Origin of the sequence: Pseudomonas sp. PARCl1 (assembly GCF_947311875.1) — a bacterium.
Lineage (GTDB): Bacteria > Pseudomonadota > Gammaproteobacteria > Pseudomonadales > Pseudomonadaceae > Aquipseudomonas > Aquipseudomonas juntendi.
In genome coordinates, this window is sequence record NZ_CAMZMX010000006.1 from 167,490 (window position 1) to 181,174 (window position 13,685).

The 13,685-nt window shown below is 61.4% G+C and carries 14 protein-coding genes and 1 pseudogene; 5 read left to right on the plus strand and 10 right to left on the minus strand.

What is annotated here, in order from left to right; all coding sequences use genetic code 11:
• Positions 1–84: 84 nt before the first annotated feature.
• From QME24_RS05835 to QME24_RS05845, 3 genes are all read right to left on the minus strand, one after another.
• The gene (locus QME24_RS05835; RefSeq protein ID WP_054906102.1) at positions 85–1,008 is read right to left on the minus strand and encodes a FecR domain-containing protein; all 924 of its coding nucleotides are present in this window, start codon (positions 1,006–1,008) and stop codon (positions 85–87) included.
• Positions 1,005–1,520: a sigma-70 family RNA polymerase sigma factor gene (locus tag QME24_RS05840; RefSeq protein ID WP_054906103.1), complete on the minus strand. Its 516-nt coding sequence runs from the start codon at positions 1,518–1,520 to the stop codon at positions 1,005–1,007. The genes QME24_RS05835 and QME24_RS05840 overlap by 4 nt, the downstream gene beginning before the upstream one ends.
• Before the next feature lie 441 nt (positions 1,521–1,961).
• The gene (locus QME24_RS05845) at positions 1,962–2,327 is read right to left on the minus strand and encodes a histone-like nucleoid-structuring protein, MvaT/MvaU family (RefSeq protein WP_009684832.1); all 366 of its coding nucleotides are present in this window, start codon (positions 2,325–2,327) and stop codon (positions 1,962–1,964) included.
• A 216-nt stretch (positions 2,328–2,543) separates the two neighbouring features.
• On the opposite strand from QME24_RS05845, the gene QME24_RS05850 reads away from it, so the two are divergent.
• Complete coding sequence (locus tag QME24_RS05850) at positions 2,544–2,951, plus strand: DUF2946 family protein (protein ID WP_009684831.1); 408 nt, start codon at positions 2,544–2,546, stop codon at positions 2,949–2,951.
• Between the two features lie 78 nt (positions 2,952–3,029).
• Positions 3,030–5,081, plus strand: coding sequence for a TonB-dependent receptor (locus QME24_RS05855; protein WP_054906188.1), 2,052 nt, complete (start codon positions 3,030–3,032; stop codon positions 5,079–5,081).
• Positions 5,082–5,151: 70 nt separating this feature from the next.
• On the opposite strand, the gene QME24_RS05860 is transcribed toward QME24_RS05855, so the two are convergent.
• Both QME24_RS05860 and QME24_RS05865 read right to left on the minus strand, forming a co-directional pair.
• On the minus strand, positions 5,152–7,203 hold the full coding sequence (locus QME24_RS05860; protein ID WP_054906189.1) for a TonB-dependent receptor: 2,052 nt from the start codon (positions 7,201–7,203) through the stop codon (positions 5,152–5,154).
• A gap of 412 nt (positions 7,204–7,615) precedes the next feature.
• Complete coding sequence (locus QME24_RS05865; protein ID WP_054906190.1) at positions 7,616–8,656, minus strand: zinc-dependent alcohol dehydrogenase family protein; 1,041 nt, start codon at positions 8,654–8,656, stop codon at positions 7,616–7,618.
• A gap of 180 nt (positions 8,657–8,836) precedes the next feature.
• Between QME24_RS05865 and QME24_RS05870 the strand changes: the two genes are divergently transcribed.
• Complete coding sequence (locus QME24_RS05870) at positions 8,837–9,319, plus strand: Lrp/AsnC family transcriptional regulator (RefSeq protein ID WP_009684825.1); 483 nt, start codon at positions 8,837–8,839, stop codon at positions 9,317–9,319.
• Here QME24_RS05870 and QME24_RS05875 read toward each other — a convergent pair whose 3' ends face one another.
• The 4 genes from QME24_RS05875 to QME24_RS05890 form a co-directional block, all read right to left on the minus strand.
• Positions 9,320–9,595 (minus strand): helix-turn-helix domain-containing protein, encoded by a 276-nt coding sequence (locus QME24_RS05875; protein ID WP_082414764.1) that lies wholly within the window; start codon positions 9,593–9,595, stop codon positions 9,320–9,322.
• Between the two features lie 3 nt (positions 9,596–9,598).
• Complete coding sequence (locus tag QME24_RS05880) at positions 9,599–9,811, minus strand: hypothetical protein (protein WP_054906191.1); 213 nt, start codon at positions 9,809–9,811, stop codon at positions 9,599–9,601.
• A gap of 143 nt (positions 9,812–9,954) precedes the next feature.
• Entirely contained in the window at positions 9,955–10,359 is a 405-nt protein-coding gene (gene dksA, locus QME24_RS05885; RefSeq protein ID WP_009684822.1) for an RNA polymerase-binding protein DksA, read from the minus strand.
• A gap of 30 nt (positions 10,360–10,389) precedes the next feature.
• On the minus strand, positions 10,390–11,736 hold the full coding sequence (locus QME24_RS05890) for a dihydroorotase (RefSeq protein ID WP_054906192.1): 1,347 nt from the start codon (positions 11,734–11,736) through the stop codon (positions 10,390–10,392).
• 146 nt (positions 11,737–11,882) lie between these two features.
• Here QME24_RS05890 and QME24_RS05895 point away from each other — a divergent pair, with 146 nt between their 5' ends.
• Positions 11,883–12,314, plus strand: a complete 432-nt coding sequence (locus QME24_RS05895; protein ID WP_054906193.1) for a DUF4440 domain-containing protein — start codon at positions 11,883–11,885, stop codon at positions 12,312–12,314.
• Positions 12,315–12,395: 81 nt separating this feature from the next.
• Here the strand turns inward: QME24_RS05895 and QME24_RS05900 are convergent, their stop codons facing one another.
• Entirely contained in the window at positions 12,396–13,013 is a 618-nt protein-coding gene (locus QME24_RS05900) for a dTMP kinase (protein ID WP_054906194.1), read from the minus strand.
• 141 nt (positions 13,014–13,154) lie between these two features.
• Between QME24_RS05900 and QME24_RS05905 the strand changes: the two are divergent.
• Positions 13,155–13,469 (plus strand): annotated as a pseudogene (locus tag QME24_RS05905) (LysR substrate-binding domain-containing protein); the annotation flags it as partial.
• Positions 13,470–13,685 lie beyond the last annotated feature (216 nt).

Sequence of the window (13,685 nt, forward strand, 5' to 3'; positions counted from 1 at the left end):
AATGGGTGCGTCTGATGCGCACATGCAGGTAGAGCCGAAACAGGAATGAAAATCTGTTACCCCTCTATGCAGAAAAATTCACCGTCATGCCGCCTGGCGCTCCAGCCTTACCCAGTAACGGGTCAGGCGGCGGACCCGAACCGGCAGTGAGGCCTCCAGGTTGGCCAGCGCGCCCTCGGTATCGTCGAGCAGAAAAGTGCCGGAGAGCCGCAGGCCGGCGATATCAGGCGAGCAGCTCAGCACACCGTGGCGATAGCGGGAGAGCTCGGCCAGTACCGCATCCAGGCGCCAGTCCACGACAACCAGCATGCCGCGCGCCCACGCAGAGCCCTGTTCTGGCGCTGGCTGCAGGGGCCCTATGGTGGTTGCGCTGAAGCTCACGGCCTGCCCCGCTTCAGCGCGCAGTGCCTGGCCGAGGCCCAGTTGCGGCCTGACCCGCACGGCATACGCTTGCACGGCAACCCGCGTAGTGCCATCGTCCTGACGCACCGTGAATCGGGTACCGAGCGCCTCGACACGCCCCTGCGCAGTCTGCACGCTCAGGGCGCGAGCATCTTTTGCGGTATCGACCAGAATGGCACCTTGGCGCAACACGATCAGCCGTTGCTGGGCATCGAACAGCACATCCACCCGCGTGGCGGTATCCAGCACCAGTACACTGCCATCGGCCAGCGTCAGCCGCTGCCGTTGGCCGACGCCCGTGCTGTAGTCGGCTGCAAAGGGCGAAGCCCGGTAGCCTGCCCAGCCGGTTGCACCGACCCCAAGCAGCACGGCCAGCTGTTTGAGTACCGCCCTTCTATGCTGGCGTGCCTGCTCGATGGTGGTGGAGACCACGCCAGCGGGTGCCAGGCTCAAACGTTGTTGCAACCGCTCTACACGCTGCCAGGCTTGTGCATGCACGGGGTCGGCATCCAGCCAGGCCTGCCATTGCGCGCGGGTGGCCTGGGTGGCGCTGCTGTCATTGAGACGAACATGCCATTCAACCGCCTGGGCCAGTACCTGGTTCATTCGCCATCCATCAACAGGCAGTGCATCAGGCCCTTGGCCAGGTGCTTGCGCACGGTGCTGACCGACACATTGAAACGCTCGGCGGTCTTCTCATACGTCAGCCCATCCAGTTGCACAGCAAGGAATATTTGCCGTGTACGCAGCCCCAGGCCGTCGAGCATGCGGTCTATGGCCAGCAGGCTTTCCAGAATGATTGCCCGGGTTTCGGCACAGGGCGCATGAACGTCCGGCCTGGACGCCAATGCTTGCAGGTACGCCTGCTCCAGGCTGCGGCGGCGATACAGGTCGATGACCAACCCGCGCGCGATGGTCGCCAGGTAATGACGCGGTTGCTGCAGCGAATGGGCGGTGCGCGCGACCATTACCCGTACGAACGTGTCCTGGGCGAGATCGGCAGCATCCGCCGAATTACTCAAACGTTCGCGCAACCAGCCGCGTAGCCACGTATTGTGATCCCGATACAGTCTGTGCAGGTGTTGATGGTGCGTCGTTTCCGTGACCGATCCGGACATCTTGTTACCCACGCGAAAACGAGAATAGGAATTCATCGCGATTGTAATGGGCTTGTATCTCGCTGGGAAGCTGACCCTGGAAAATCGGCACAAACGCCAGGCAGCAGAGAACCTTCGCTAGCGGGACGTTCACTTGAGTGTGATGTAACACACCCAATGGGGCTGCTGCGCAGCCCATCGCCGGCAAGCCAGCTCCCACAGGGGGCGCATCAGGGCTGATAGGTGTTTGTCACAAGATATGCAGTGCCTGTGAGATCGAGCGCCGCCCGCGCGGCGCTCGATCTCACAGGCGCTGAAGATGCTCCGGCTACCCTTGCCAGGAACCATAGAATCTCCCATAGGACCGTGCAATGCTTGAGGGCTGTGCTGTTCCTGTGGGAGCTGGCTTGCCGGCGATGGGGCACAGAGCGGCCCCACTTGATCAGTTGTGCGCGGTACGAGTTAGCGGGCGACCCAACTTTCGACTTCATCAGCGCCGTATTGCTGCTTCCACTCTTTCAACTGGCGGTGATTGCCGCCTTTGGTCTCGATAACTTCGCCAGAGTGCGGGTTCTTGTATTGCTTGACCTGTCGGGCACGACGCGGTGCTTTCGCTGTGGCAGCAGGTGCTGACTGACGGTTGGCCTGCGGATCGAGCAAATTGATGATGTCCCGCAGGCTGTATCCATATTCGGCGAGCAGGTCGCGTAGTTTTGTCTCAAACTCGATTTCTTTTTGCAGCTCGGACGAGCCTTTGAGCGCTTCAAGTTCAGCCAATTGCTGGGCCAGTTTTTGTTCAAGCTGACGAAACTCTGCCAGACGCGACATGTACTTACTCCGAAGTGGGTGGGGTGCTAGTTAGAGAATCCTAACGCGGTTCAAGTTCAAACCCAAATGACAATGAGCTCCAGCCCTGCGCAAGTTCTGTAATGGCGCCAGACACGACAGCGGTCATTAGCGCATGCGACAAAATAGCGCGTCACGGAACTTGAACTGCCCGTCACCAATACGGCTTAATGCGCGCGACGTTTTCATGGGTGATTCATGCTTTCAAGAGCGCGTGCGCATCTCTGTCTGTTCGCCTGCTTCGCCGTGCTGTTCAACCTGCTGGCGATGCCGCTTGACCGTGCCTTGCAAACACCCCGCGTCGACAGCCAATCCCTGATTCTCGGTAGCTTTTGCAGCCTGCACGGTGCACAGAGCCTGCCCAAGTCACTGCTGGCCCAGCTCAAGGCCGAGTTGCCACAACTCGATGAACAGCCGGACACGAAACATCAGGCGGGCGACTGCTGCTGTGGCCATGCCGGGCATAGCCTGCTGGCCAGCGACTACTATCGCCACCTGTTCCCGCGGTTCTGGCCCGATGCGCTTCTGCTCGGTGACAGCCACAGGTTGCCACTGCCGCGTGAGCAGTGGCCAAAGCTCAACCCCCGCGCCTCTCCCCTGGCCTGACCCGTCGCTGATTGCCAACAGCTGCCCCGTGACCTGCGGTGTGCAGCCCTGCCCGACTGTCTAGCCAGGAAACTTTCCATGCCTGCGTTCCGTTGTACCGCACGTGCTGCCTTGCCCGTGCTCGCTTTGTTCAGCCTCAGCCCCCTGACACTGGCCGTGGCCGAAACACTGCCTGCTGAAAACTCCACCCTCACCCTTGGCGCGGTCAACGTGACCAGTACCGAAAGCGGCCCGCTGGCCACCAGCAGCGTGCTCAGCTCGGTGGATATCCTGGGCGGCGACATCCTCGAGAAAATGCCGGTGGCCTACAGTTGGGAGCTGTTCAGGCGCGCGCCCGGGGTGTTGCTGACCGAATTCAATCAGGGCACCACCTCGGGCAAGCTGTCGTTTCGCGGCTTCAATGGCGAAGGCGAAGTGAACGCCGTGAAGTTGCTGATCGATGGCATCCCCAGCAACACCAACGACGGCAACATGCCCTTCATCGACTCGGTGTTTCCCATGGACATCGACAGCATCGAGGTGGTGCGTGGTACCAGCGATCCACGCTACGGCCTCAACAACATCGCCGGTAACGTCAATATCCACACCCGCACCGGGGGCAACTACAACAAGGCGCGCCTGCGCTACGGCAGCTTCAATACGCGTGAGGTGCAACTGGCCAAGGGCATCGAGACCAGCAATTGGACGCAGAACTACTTCTTCGCTCGCCAGCAGGTTGATGGCTACCGTGACCATGCCGATACCGAGCGCTACAGCTTCGGCGGGAAGTGGTTCTACACCCCCGACGATGGCAGCTACCGCCTTGGTCTGATTGCCCGTCACTACGAGTCAGAAGCTCAGGAGGCGGGCTACCTGACCGAGGATGACGCCCGCCATCATCCGCGCATGAGCAATGACTACAACGCCACGGACAAGGGGACGCGGCGGATGAACCAAGTCAGCGTACACTTCGATACCGACCTGGCCGACACCCTTTCATGGTCAGCCAAGACCTACCTCAATACCTTCGACGATCGTCGCTGGACTCAATACTGGCGTACCAGCTCGCAACAGGAACGAGACACCTACGAAGACCAGTACGGTGCCATTACCTCGTTGACCTGGCGGCCACAGGTGGACTGGCTGCACGCCTTCGCGCTGGAAGGTGGCAGCGATGTGCAAAAGCAACAGAACCGCAGCGAGCGCTATCGCACCGTGCAGCGTGTACGCCAGGCGCAGACACGCGACCAGGACTTCGCCTTCAACACGGTCGGTGCCTACGTGCAGGCGGAGATCGAGCCGCTCCCATCGTTGAAGATCGTGCCGGCCTACCGGGTGGACAAGATCAGCGGTGACTTCACCAACAAGATGACCGGGCAGGACTACGACATCAACGACTACGGGCTGATCAAGCAGCCCAAGCTCAGCATTGTCTATTCGCCCTGGAAGTTTGCCAGCGTCTACGCCAACTGGGGCCGCACCTTCCAGGTCGGGACCGGCGCCGCAGCCTACAAGGTGCCGCCGCGCAATGAGGACCTGGCCCCTTCGATCAACGAAGGCTGGGAAACCGGCATCAAGTTCACCCCGGCCAGCTGGGTCGATGGCCGCCTCGCCTACTGGCGTCAGGACGCCTCTGGCGAAGTGAGCCGTCGCCTGAACGACCCCAGCGGGGAGTCGGACAATGTTGGTGAGACACGGCGCTGGGGCTACGACCTGCAGGTCAACCTGCACCCGAGCGAACGCACCGAGATGTGGATGTCGTACTCATGGCAATATTCGAAGATCCTTGAGCCGAGCAGCGCCTTGCCTGGCAGCAAAGGCAAAGAGATCGACCATGTGCCGCACCACCTGTGGAATACCGGCATCAACTACCAGGCTACGCCTGCCCTGCAACTGAGCGCCTGGGCAAACGGCCAGACCCACTACTACCTGGAGCGCGAGAACACCCAAGGCACCTACGGTGGCTATGTGTTGCTGAACCTGGGGGCAACCTACCAGGTCAGTGCGTCGATGAGCGTGGACCTGCAGCTGAAAAACCTGACCAACCGCTATTACGAGTACGCCTGGTACGACCCGGATGGGGCGCACGCTTCGCTGCACGCCCCCGGTGACGGGCGCGCACTCTATGCCGGTGTGACGTTCGACTTCTGATGGCAAAGCGGGCTGGCCACGGTGGCCCCGAGCAGGCGAGCAGACGCTCGCCTGTGGCACGGCCAGCCTGTTACAGGCTCATGTTCAACGACACGAATGCCGAACGGCCTGGGGCGGGCGAGAACATGGGCTGGTCGTTGCCGCCCCAGAAGAAGTTGTCGTACCAGACATATTCATATTCGCGGCCCAGCAAGTTCTTCACCTGCAGATCCACGCTGGTGGACGGGGTGATCCGGTAACTCACGCTGGCATCCACGACCACGAAGCCACCGTACTTACCCTGCTCGTTGAGCTCATCGATGTAGTAGCTACCCTGTGCCCGCCCCTGCGCGCCGAACTTCCAGTCGTCATTGTAGCGGTACTCGACGCCCACATTGCTGATGTAGCGAGGGGTGGAAAACACTTCTTTTCCTGACAGCGACTGGCCGTTGGCAGCCAGGCCCTTGACCACTTTCGCCTCCTGAACCGCGTGGGACGCCCAGACCGTCCACTGTTCATCCAGCTGTGCGCTGATCTGCATGTCCACGCCACGGCGGCGGGTTTCGCCGAGCCCCACCGTGGTACCGGTGCTGGGCATGTTCGCGACTTCATCGGTCGCATCCTGCTGCCACAGCGCAAGCCGCGCCTGGGCACCCGGGAACGGCTGGAATTTCACCCCAACCTCCTTGCCCGTGTTGATGGACGGGTCGTACGAGGCTTGCCCGGGCAGCAGGTAAGCCGGTTCCGCCGATCCGGTGAGTACCTGGAAGGTGCGCCCCCAATTGGCGTAAACGTCGATTTCGGGGGTGAGGCTGTAGATCACGCTGAGTTTCGGTTGGCGGATCCAGCCATAGTCCTGCAGGGATGCCTTGGCGCCGCCGAGCACCTCGGTGTTGCCGGAGAATTTATCCACCCGCATGGCAGGGATGATCTTCAGCGCATCGGTAGGCTGAATGACCGCCTGCACGTACCCGCCGATATTGCGCAGGGTGTAAGCGTCGTCATTTTGCACGCGCGCCGGCGGCGCGTCGAAGTCGGTTGGCACACCGTAGTTGTAGCGCAGGCGACGGTACAGGTTGTCCTGCTCTTCGTAGTTGATGCCGCCATCGAGCGTCAGCAACTCGTTGGCGCGCCAGGTGAGGTTGCTGAGCATGCCGCGCTGCTGCTCGTCCCACTGGCGTCGCTGGCGAGGTGCGTTGCCAGGCCGGTAATCGGTGAAAGTGACAGTGCGGTCATCGTTGTAGCTGTTGTAGTACAGCTTGCTGCTCAAGCTAAGGTCATCGGCCAGCTGCCAGTCACTGTGCAAACTCACCTGCTTCATGTCGCGGTCGTCACCATCATTGCCGTTCTTGGCAGGTGACTGGGTGCGGCTGGCGTGCAGTTGGTCACGGGTGAGGAAGCCCGGCTCCTGGGCTTGGTGATGATAAAGCCGGGCAATCAGCCCGACACGGAAGGTCTGGTCATCGTTGTTGACAAACCATTTGCCGCCCAACGCATATTTGTTCGAGTTGCTGTGGTCGCGGTAGCCGTTGCTGTCTTGCTTGGCGAGCATGTAGTTCTGGGCGAAGTTGCCCTCCTCGTGGCCGACTGCCAACTGCACTTCACGGGTATCGAAGCTGCCGTAGGTCACCCGGCTATCGACATAGTTGCCGCCCTGGCGTGTGGCAAAGTTGATGTTGCCACCGATGTTGTGCAGCCCATAACGCGGGTCGTTGGTACCGCGCACCACCTCGATGTATTCGATGTCCAACGGGAAAATCATGTCGATGAAGCGCTGGTTGCCGCTGTTGACGTTGCTTGGCACGCCATCGATCAACGTCTTGATGCCGTTGATGTAGCCCTCGCCGTTGAACGCACGGAAACTGACCTTGCCAGACTCTGCACCTTGGCCGGTTTCGGTCAACTGGATGCCTGGCATCTGCCCCAACAGCTGCCAGCTGTTCATCACGTTCTTGTCGCGCACCTGGTCGCTGCCAAGAACGTCGACCGAGGTCAGCACGTTTTCGGTGCTCAAGGCTACGCCAGCGGTCTGGGTGATGTTCACGTCACCGAGCGTGATGGTCGAGGTGCCGGTCTGTCCGGCGACAAGGTCAGGTGTGAACATTGCCGTGAAAATGGCAAACGATGCTTGGGGGAATCGCATGGAGAGTCCTGAGTCGGGCGTGGGTTGTTGTGTGGCAGACAAATGCGCGGCAAGGCCAAAGGCCAGTACCGCGATGATTTATGTTATACCATAACCTTTCGCGCCACTAGCGTTGGCTGCTGTCCACATACCCCCACCCGGTATCGCGTGAGCCCATTCCAGCAGAAGCTACCCGGTTCGAGCGGATTCGAGCTTGGGCAGCAGCATGAGGCCCCACCCATACATCCCACCCAGCGGGATCACAAGCTCGGCACCTTTTTTTGACTCATTTTTCACAAGCGATGGGCGATCGTTGAGCCATCCCTACGTGTGATAGCAGTTCCCATTGGCCCGTCTAGCAGCGGGCTATCTTTTGCCCGCGATTCAGGCCAGCGCCGGCAGTAACCCGTGCCAGCCCACCGTTGCTGGTGTATCAGAACTCGGTAATCACGGTCACACCCGCCGTATCGAAGCGGTCCATGTTCATCAACGCGTCGATGGACTGCGCCAGGTTGATGGTCTTGCCCACCAACTTTTCAGGGGCCAGCTTGCCCGAACCGATCATCTCCATCATGGCATCGTAGCGATGCGCTTGGATGCCATGGCTGCCGTAGATCTCCAGCTCATGGGCAATGACCTTGCTCATGGGGATCGCAGGCTGGGCGTGGTCTGCCAGCATCAGCCCGACTTGCACATGCCGGCCGCGACGGCGCAGGTTGTTGATGGAGTTGAAGCACGTGGCCGGGTGGCCCAATGCGTCCAGCGACACATGTGCGCCGCCCCGGGTGATTTCCATCACCGCCTCCGTCACGTCCGCTACCTGACTGGCATTGATGGTGGCCACGGCGCCCAGTGCCCGCGCCAGTGCCAGCTTGTCATCCGCGATATCGATTGCAACCACGTTGGCACCGATGGCCTGGGCGATCATCACCGCCGAAAGGCCCACGCCACCGCAGCCATGCACCGCGACCCACTGGCCTGCGCCGACCCTGCCCTGGTCCACCACCGCGCGGAATGAAGTGACGAAGCGGCAACCCAGGCTGGCTGCAGTCGCGTAGTCCATGGTTTCAGGCAGGGCCACCAGGTTCAGGTCAGCCTGATGGATCCCCACGTATTCAGCGAAAGACCCCCAGTGGGTAAAACCGGGCTGGAACTGGGTGTGGCACACCTGCTGATTGCCACTGTGGCACTGCGCACAGGCGCCACAGCCGCCTACGAACGGAACGGTTACCCGGTCACCCACCTTCCACTGGGTCACATCGCCGCCTACGGCGGCGACCACGCCTGCCAGCTCATGGCCTGGAACGTGGGGCAGCTGTATGTCCGGATCGTGGCCTTTCCAACCATGCCAGTCGCTTCGGCACACGCCTGTGCCTTTGACTTCAATCACCACACCATGCCGCTCCGGGCTTGGATCGGCGATATTCATCAAGCGCGGTGGCTGAGAAAAGGCTTCGTAGACGACAGCTTTCATGACGTTTACCCCTGCTGAAAACGGTTGGATGAGTCGTGCTTCCGGCAGCGCCCGAGCAGCGCTTTTCGGCGGCTATCAGTATGAAGAAAACGGCTGAAATTACCTTTCAGAGTTCGGTTGACATGGGTGCGCAAGTGAAATAAACCTTCAGAAAGCTCATTGATTGTGAAGGATTGGCGCATGGCCGACGCACTGGACAAGGTAGACATTGCAATAGCGGACAGGCTGCAACGTGACGGCAGGCTGTCGAACGTCAAGCTGGCCGAGCAGTTGTGCCTGAGTGAGGCATCATGCTGGAGGAAACAGAAGCGCCTGGAGGCGAGCGGCGTGATAGAGGGCTACCAGGCCATACTCAACCGCAAGAAGCTGGGTTTGGGGGTGATGGCGTTCGTGCAGATTTCCTGCACCGACCACAGCGAAGAGGCGACCGCGAAGTTCGAAAAGATCATCGCGGCGGCTCCGCAGGTGCTGAGCTGCCACAACACCACGGGCGAAGCCGACTTCCTGCTTCAAGTTGTCGCCCGGGACCTGGACAGCTATAGCCGCTTCATCGACAAGGTGCTGCGCAAGTTGCCCGGCGTGGCGAGTATCAGGTCCAACCTGTCGTTGCGCGAAATGAAAACAACCAACCAGTTCCCCGTGGCCGAACTCCTGAGCCTTTGATCAGCCCCTTGGGGTACTGGACGGCAACTCGCCGAAGCGCCGGCGGTACTGCTCGCTGAAACGGCCAAGGTGGTTGAACCCCCAGGCTTCGGCAACCTCGGACACCAGCCGGTCCGAGCCGCTGCACAGCAACTCATTGCGTGCAGCATCCAGGCGCAGCGCCTTGACGTACTGCATGGGAGACTGCTGAAGCGCGCGCTGAAAGCCTTCGCTCAAGGAGCGCACGCTGACCCCCGCTGCGCTGGCAATGTCTGTCAGCTTGATATCGTCGCGCAGGTGCTAACGGATATACCCCTCGGCACGCTTCACATGCCGGGGCATCAATGGTTGCGGGCCGAACCCGGCGCCGTGATCGGCGTGCAGCGCATGCATGAGGGTGAACAGCGCACTTTGCTGCAGAAACTCCAGCGTGTCTGCGGTAAAGCTCAACACGGCTTGTGTATAGGTACGCAGCAACGAAACCGCATGGGCAACGCCGTTGCAAGAGGCCATGGTTGTCACAGCGCGCCACTCTTATTGTTGTTGTGAGTGCTCACGTGTAAGCAATCGGCCGGGGGGAGTGAATGCCGGCCATCGCGAGACCCGCCTACAACGCTGCGGTGACGCGCCCCTTTGGCTTCCTTGCTGACGGCTGTTCAATCCTCGCGAATATGCCGCTCCTGGCGTTCCTGACGCTCTTTCGCTTCGATGCACAGCGTGGCGGTCGGGCGCAGCAGCAAGCGCCTGAGACCAATGGGTTCGCCAGTGTCCTTGCACCAACCGTACTCACCGCGGGCAATACGCTCCAAAGCCTCGTCGATCTTGTCCAGCAGCTTTTTCTCCCGCTCCAGCAAGCGCAGTTGCCAGTGCCGTTGCTCTTCCACGGTGCCCAGGTCGGAGGGGTCGCTGCTGGGTTCGAACTGCTGCATCAACTCGAACTCACGGGAAATTCGCGCTTGCAGCTCAGTCCGCTGTACCAGCAGCAGATCACGGAAAAAGGCCAGCTGTGCAGCGTCCATATAGGCCGCTTCAGGCATGCGGAGCAATTGGTCTTCGGTCATTGCAGTCGTTCTCACGTGGAGGGTTGCGTTTCAGCGCCGCTGGCCATTGAACGCCAGCGGTAAGCCTTGGCAGTGCGCGTTCAAGCTGTGCTCATGCCAGGCCAACTGCCCGGATACGATCGTGGTCGTGACCCGATGGCGCAGGCAGTGGTGCTGCAAAGGTGTCCACTGGCAGTGGGCAAGGACCGGGTCGAGGCCAACCGGTCTGGGTGCGTCGAGGCGTTCGACCAGGGCCAGGTCAGCCCAGTAGCCTTCGCGCAGGTAGCCACGTGCCTCTATCGCGAACAGGTCGGCGACCGCATGGCTGGTTTTACGCACCAGCTGGGTGATCGGCAGCAGCCCCTGCTCGACCAGCTCGAACAGCGCTGGCAGTGCATGCTGCACCAACGGCAACCCGGAAGGTGCCAAGCCGTAAGGCTGTTGTTTTTCTGCCAGCGTATGGGGGGCATGATCGGTGCCGATCACATCGATGCGGTCCTCCAGCAAGGCCTGGCGCAGCGCGTCACGGTCGGCAGTGGTCTTGATCGCCGGGTTGCACTTTATGAGATTGCCCAGGCTTGCGTAGTCGCGGTCATCGAACAGCAGGTGGTGGACGCACACCTCAGCGGTGATCAGCTTGTGGGCCGACGGGCCAGGCTCGAACAGCCGCAACTCCCTGGCAGTGGTCAGGTGCAGCACATGCAGACGGGTAGCGAAACGGTTTGCCAGCTCGACCGCCAGGCTGGACGAGCGCCAGCAAGCGTCTGCATCGCGTATCAGCGGGTGCATCGCTGGCGTGATGCCTGCGCCGAACTGCGCACGGTAGCGGGCTTCGTTGGCAATGATCGAAGGGGTATGCTCGCAATGCGCCAGCAACACCGTCGGTACACAGGCAAAAAGCCGCTCGAGCACCCTGGGGTCATCAACCAGCATGTCGCCGGTGGAGGCCCCCATGAATACCTTCACCCCGGCAATTTGCCGGGGATCCAGGCGGGCAACGGTCTCCAGGTTGTCCTTGCTCACCCCAAAATGAAAACCGTAGTTGGCAACCGATGAGCTGGCAGCGCGGGCCTTCTTGTCGTCAAGGGCCGCCAGCGTCAAGGTGGCCGGCCTGGTGTTGGGCATGTCCATGAAACTGGTGATACCACCGGCCACGGCAGCACGTGACTCACTGGCCATGCAGCCTTTGTGCGTGGCGCCGGGTTCGCGAAAGTGCACTTGGTCGTCGATCATGCCAGGCACCAGCCAGCGGCCTTGGGCATCAATCTCCACAGGGGCATTCATGCCCTCGATGCTGGCGGCGATCTTGTCGATTCGGCCGCGGGCAATGAAGACATCGGCCTCGAACACCTTGCCCTCGTTCACCAGCCGGGCATTTCTGATCAGGATACGGCTCATGAACGCGCGTCCCCGTGGCTGACACTGGCTGGCTGCTTGAACCGGAACGGCATGACCCATCACTCACTGCTAAAATGTTATGTTATAACACTGTATATTAGTGGGTATTTCCCCGTCATCCTCTTCTTGCATTACAGGTAATCCGCATGCGCGTTTCTCACACTTCTGCCGCCGAACCCTACGCCGACACTGAACTGGCCTGCCTGGCGGGGGCCAAGGCTGCGCTGTATCGCTGGGCAGCGACGGTCGCCACGCGTGACGTCGACCAGGTGCTGGCGCTTTATGCACCAGATGCGATCCTGGTGCCGACCCTGTCGAACCAGGTACGGGACTGCGACGACAGCCGTCGCAACTACTTCGACAACTTCCTGGCCAATGATGGGCTGGTGTGTGACATCCAGGTATTCAAGAAACGGGTAAGCCGCAAGCTCGGCACCGTGGTGGTCGGTGGGCTCTATACGTTCGTCTATCGCCAAGCAGGCGTTCAGCAAGTGGTGCCCGCGCGCTTCCTGTTCACCTTTGAACGGATCGACGACCAGTGGCTGATCACCGGGCACCACTCGTCGATCGAGGCCTGAGGGTGGTGCCAGCAGGCGGCCGAGGTTCGCATCCGCCGCGAGCACGAGATGCGGCTACCGCCGAGGGTGGCTCGGTGGGCCCTACATCTGCCGCAGCACTGCGTATATTTCAGCCACGATCTGGCAGCTGGCCTGCTCCACCGTGCCTTCATTGCGGCACAGCACCCAGCCCTGTTCGGCAACCGCACGTTCGAACGCCTCGGTACAGGCTACTTGTTCATCCAGGGTGTGGATGACGGTACTGCGCAGCCCGCGGGTGCGCGCAGCCGCCCGGGCCCAGGAGGTTTCGGCGCCGGTGACCACGCCCACGTGCAGGTCCGGCACCTGCACGCCGCGCTCAAGGTTCAACTGCAGGATCTGCGCAAACGGCACGCTGCGGCGGAAGGCTGCGTCCGACGGGTACCAGCGATCGATCAGGATGATGCTGCCGGCCGGTTGCCGGGGCAGCACGTTTCGGGAAATCCAGGCACGGCTGTCGGCAAAGCGTTGGCAAACCTCATGCTCCAGCGCCTGGCAAGGGTTGCGGGCAAGCCTGTTGACCAAGGCCATGGTATCGCCGCGGTAGGGATCGTTGTTTCTCTCGCACAGGCGGACCACCTTGTGCCCGCCCAGCCTGAGGGCTTTCGTAACGGCTTCCAGCAAGGTGGTCTTGCCGGTGCCTTTAGGGCCATCGATAGAGACAAAAAGCGGACGGTTCATCGTTCAAAACCCATAAGCGCAAGCGCGGGATGAGAGCATTGATCACACCCCGCTTCAAGCGCTTGCGCTCAAGGAGTACATTTGTACCCCACCCGGGACAGGCGGCCCATTCGCTAGCGCGCGGGTGCCGCCCCCGTCAGGCGTTTTACCCACGCCGATGGCACGCAACAGGATGTAACACCGCGAGGACCGCTGCGGGTCACCAACTCGGATGCACTGGTGGCGCCGTTGCTGGCAGGCGTCGCGCTTGCCGAACTGCCAGAGTTCATTGCGGCGCACTACCTGGCCGATGGCCGCCTGGAACGGGTATTGCCGGCATGGCGCATGACCCAGGGCGGCCTGTATTTCGTCACCCCTTCGGCGCGGAGTCGGCCACGCAAGGTACAGGCATTGGCCGATTTCTTTGTCGAGCGGTTGTCTGCCGCCGCCTGGCGGGGCCCTCGGGCTGAGGGCTGAGCGCAGCTACCTGCGGGTGAAACGATTGGGGCCACCCTGCAGGCAGCCCCAAAGCGTCAGCTGGAGACTCAGGGCCGCATTGCGCTGGCCCTTTCACGGCGCCAGGACGCGCCCACCAAGGTGGGCTGCCCAGGCTCAGACCGCCAGCGCGCGCTCACGCAGCTCGCTGTTGAGGATGCGGTCGTTTTCGCTGTAGTCGACCGGGCAGTCGATCAC

What these genes read in the sequence shown, in the direction of transcription:
- QME24_RS05835 (WP_054906102.1), bottom strand. Translation starts at nt 1,008, where the DNA reads ATGAACCAGGTACTGGCCCAGGCGGTTGAATGGCATGTTCGTCTCAAT.
- QME24_RS05840 (WP_054906103.1), bottom strand. Translation starts at nt 1,520, where the DNA reads ATGTCCGGATCGGTCACGGAAACGACGCACCATCAACACCTGCACAGA.
- QME24_RS05845 (WP_009684832.1), bottom strand. Translation starts at nt 2,327, where the DNA reads ATGTCGCGTCTGGCAGAGTTTCGTCAGCTTGAACAAAAACTGGCCCAG.
- QME24_RS05850 (WP_009684831.1), top strand. Translation starts at nt 2,544, where the DNA reads ATGCTTTCAAGAGCGCGTGCGCATCTCTGTCTGTTCGCCTGCTTCGCC.
- QME24_RS05855 (WP_054906188.1), top strand. Translation starts at nt 3,030, where the DNA reads ATGCCTGCGTTCCGTTGTACCGCACGTGCTGCCTTGCCCGTGCTCGCT.
- QME24_RS05860 (WP_054906189.1), bottom strand. Translation starts at nt 7,203, where the DNA reads ATGCGATTCCCCCAAGCATCGTTTGCCATTTTCACGGCAATGTTCACA.
- QME24_RS05865 (WP_054906190.1), bottom strand. Translation starts at nt 8,656, where the DNA reads ATGAAAGCTGTCGTCTACGAAGCCTTTTCTCAGCCACCGCGCTTGATG.
- QME24_RS05870 (WP_009684825.1), top strand. Translation starts at nt 8,837, where the DNA reads ATGGCCGACGCACTGGACAAGGTAGACATTGCAATAGCGGACAGGCTG.
- QME24_RS05880 (WP_054906191.1), bottom strand. Translation starts at nt 9,811, where the DNA reads ATGGCCTCTTGCAACGGCGTTGCCCATGCGGTTTCGTTGCTGCGTACC.
- dksA (WP_009684822.1), bottom strand. Translation starts at nt 10,359, where the DNA reads ATGACCGAAGACCAATTGCTCCGCATGCCTGAAGCGGCCTATATGGAC.
- QME24_RS05890 (WP_054906192.1), bottom strand. Translation starts at nt 11,736, where the DNA reads ATGAGCCGTATCCTGATCAGAAATGCCCGGCTGGTGAACGAGGGCAAG.
- QME24_RS05895 (WP_054906193.1), top strand. Translation starts at nt 11,883, where the DNA reads ATGCGCGTTTCTCACACTTCTGCCGCCGAACCCTACGCCGACACTGAA.
- QME24_RS05900 (WP_054906194.1), bottom strand. Translation starts at nt 13,013, where the DNA reads ATGAACCGTCCGCTTTTTGTCTCTATCGATGGCCCTAAAGGCACCGGC.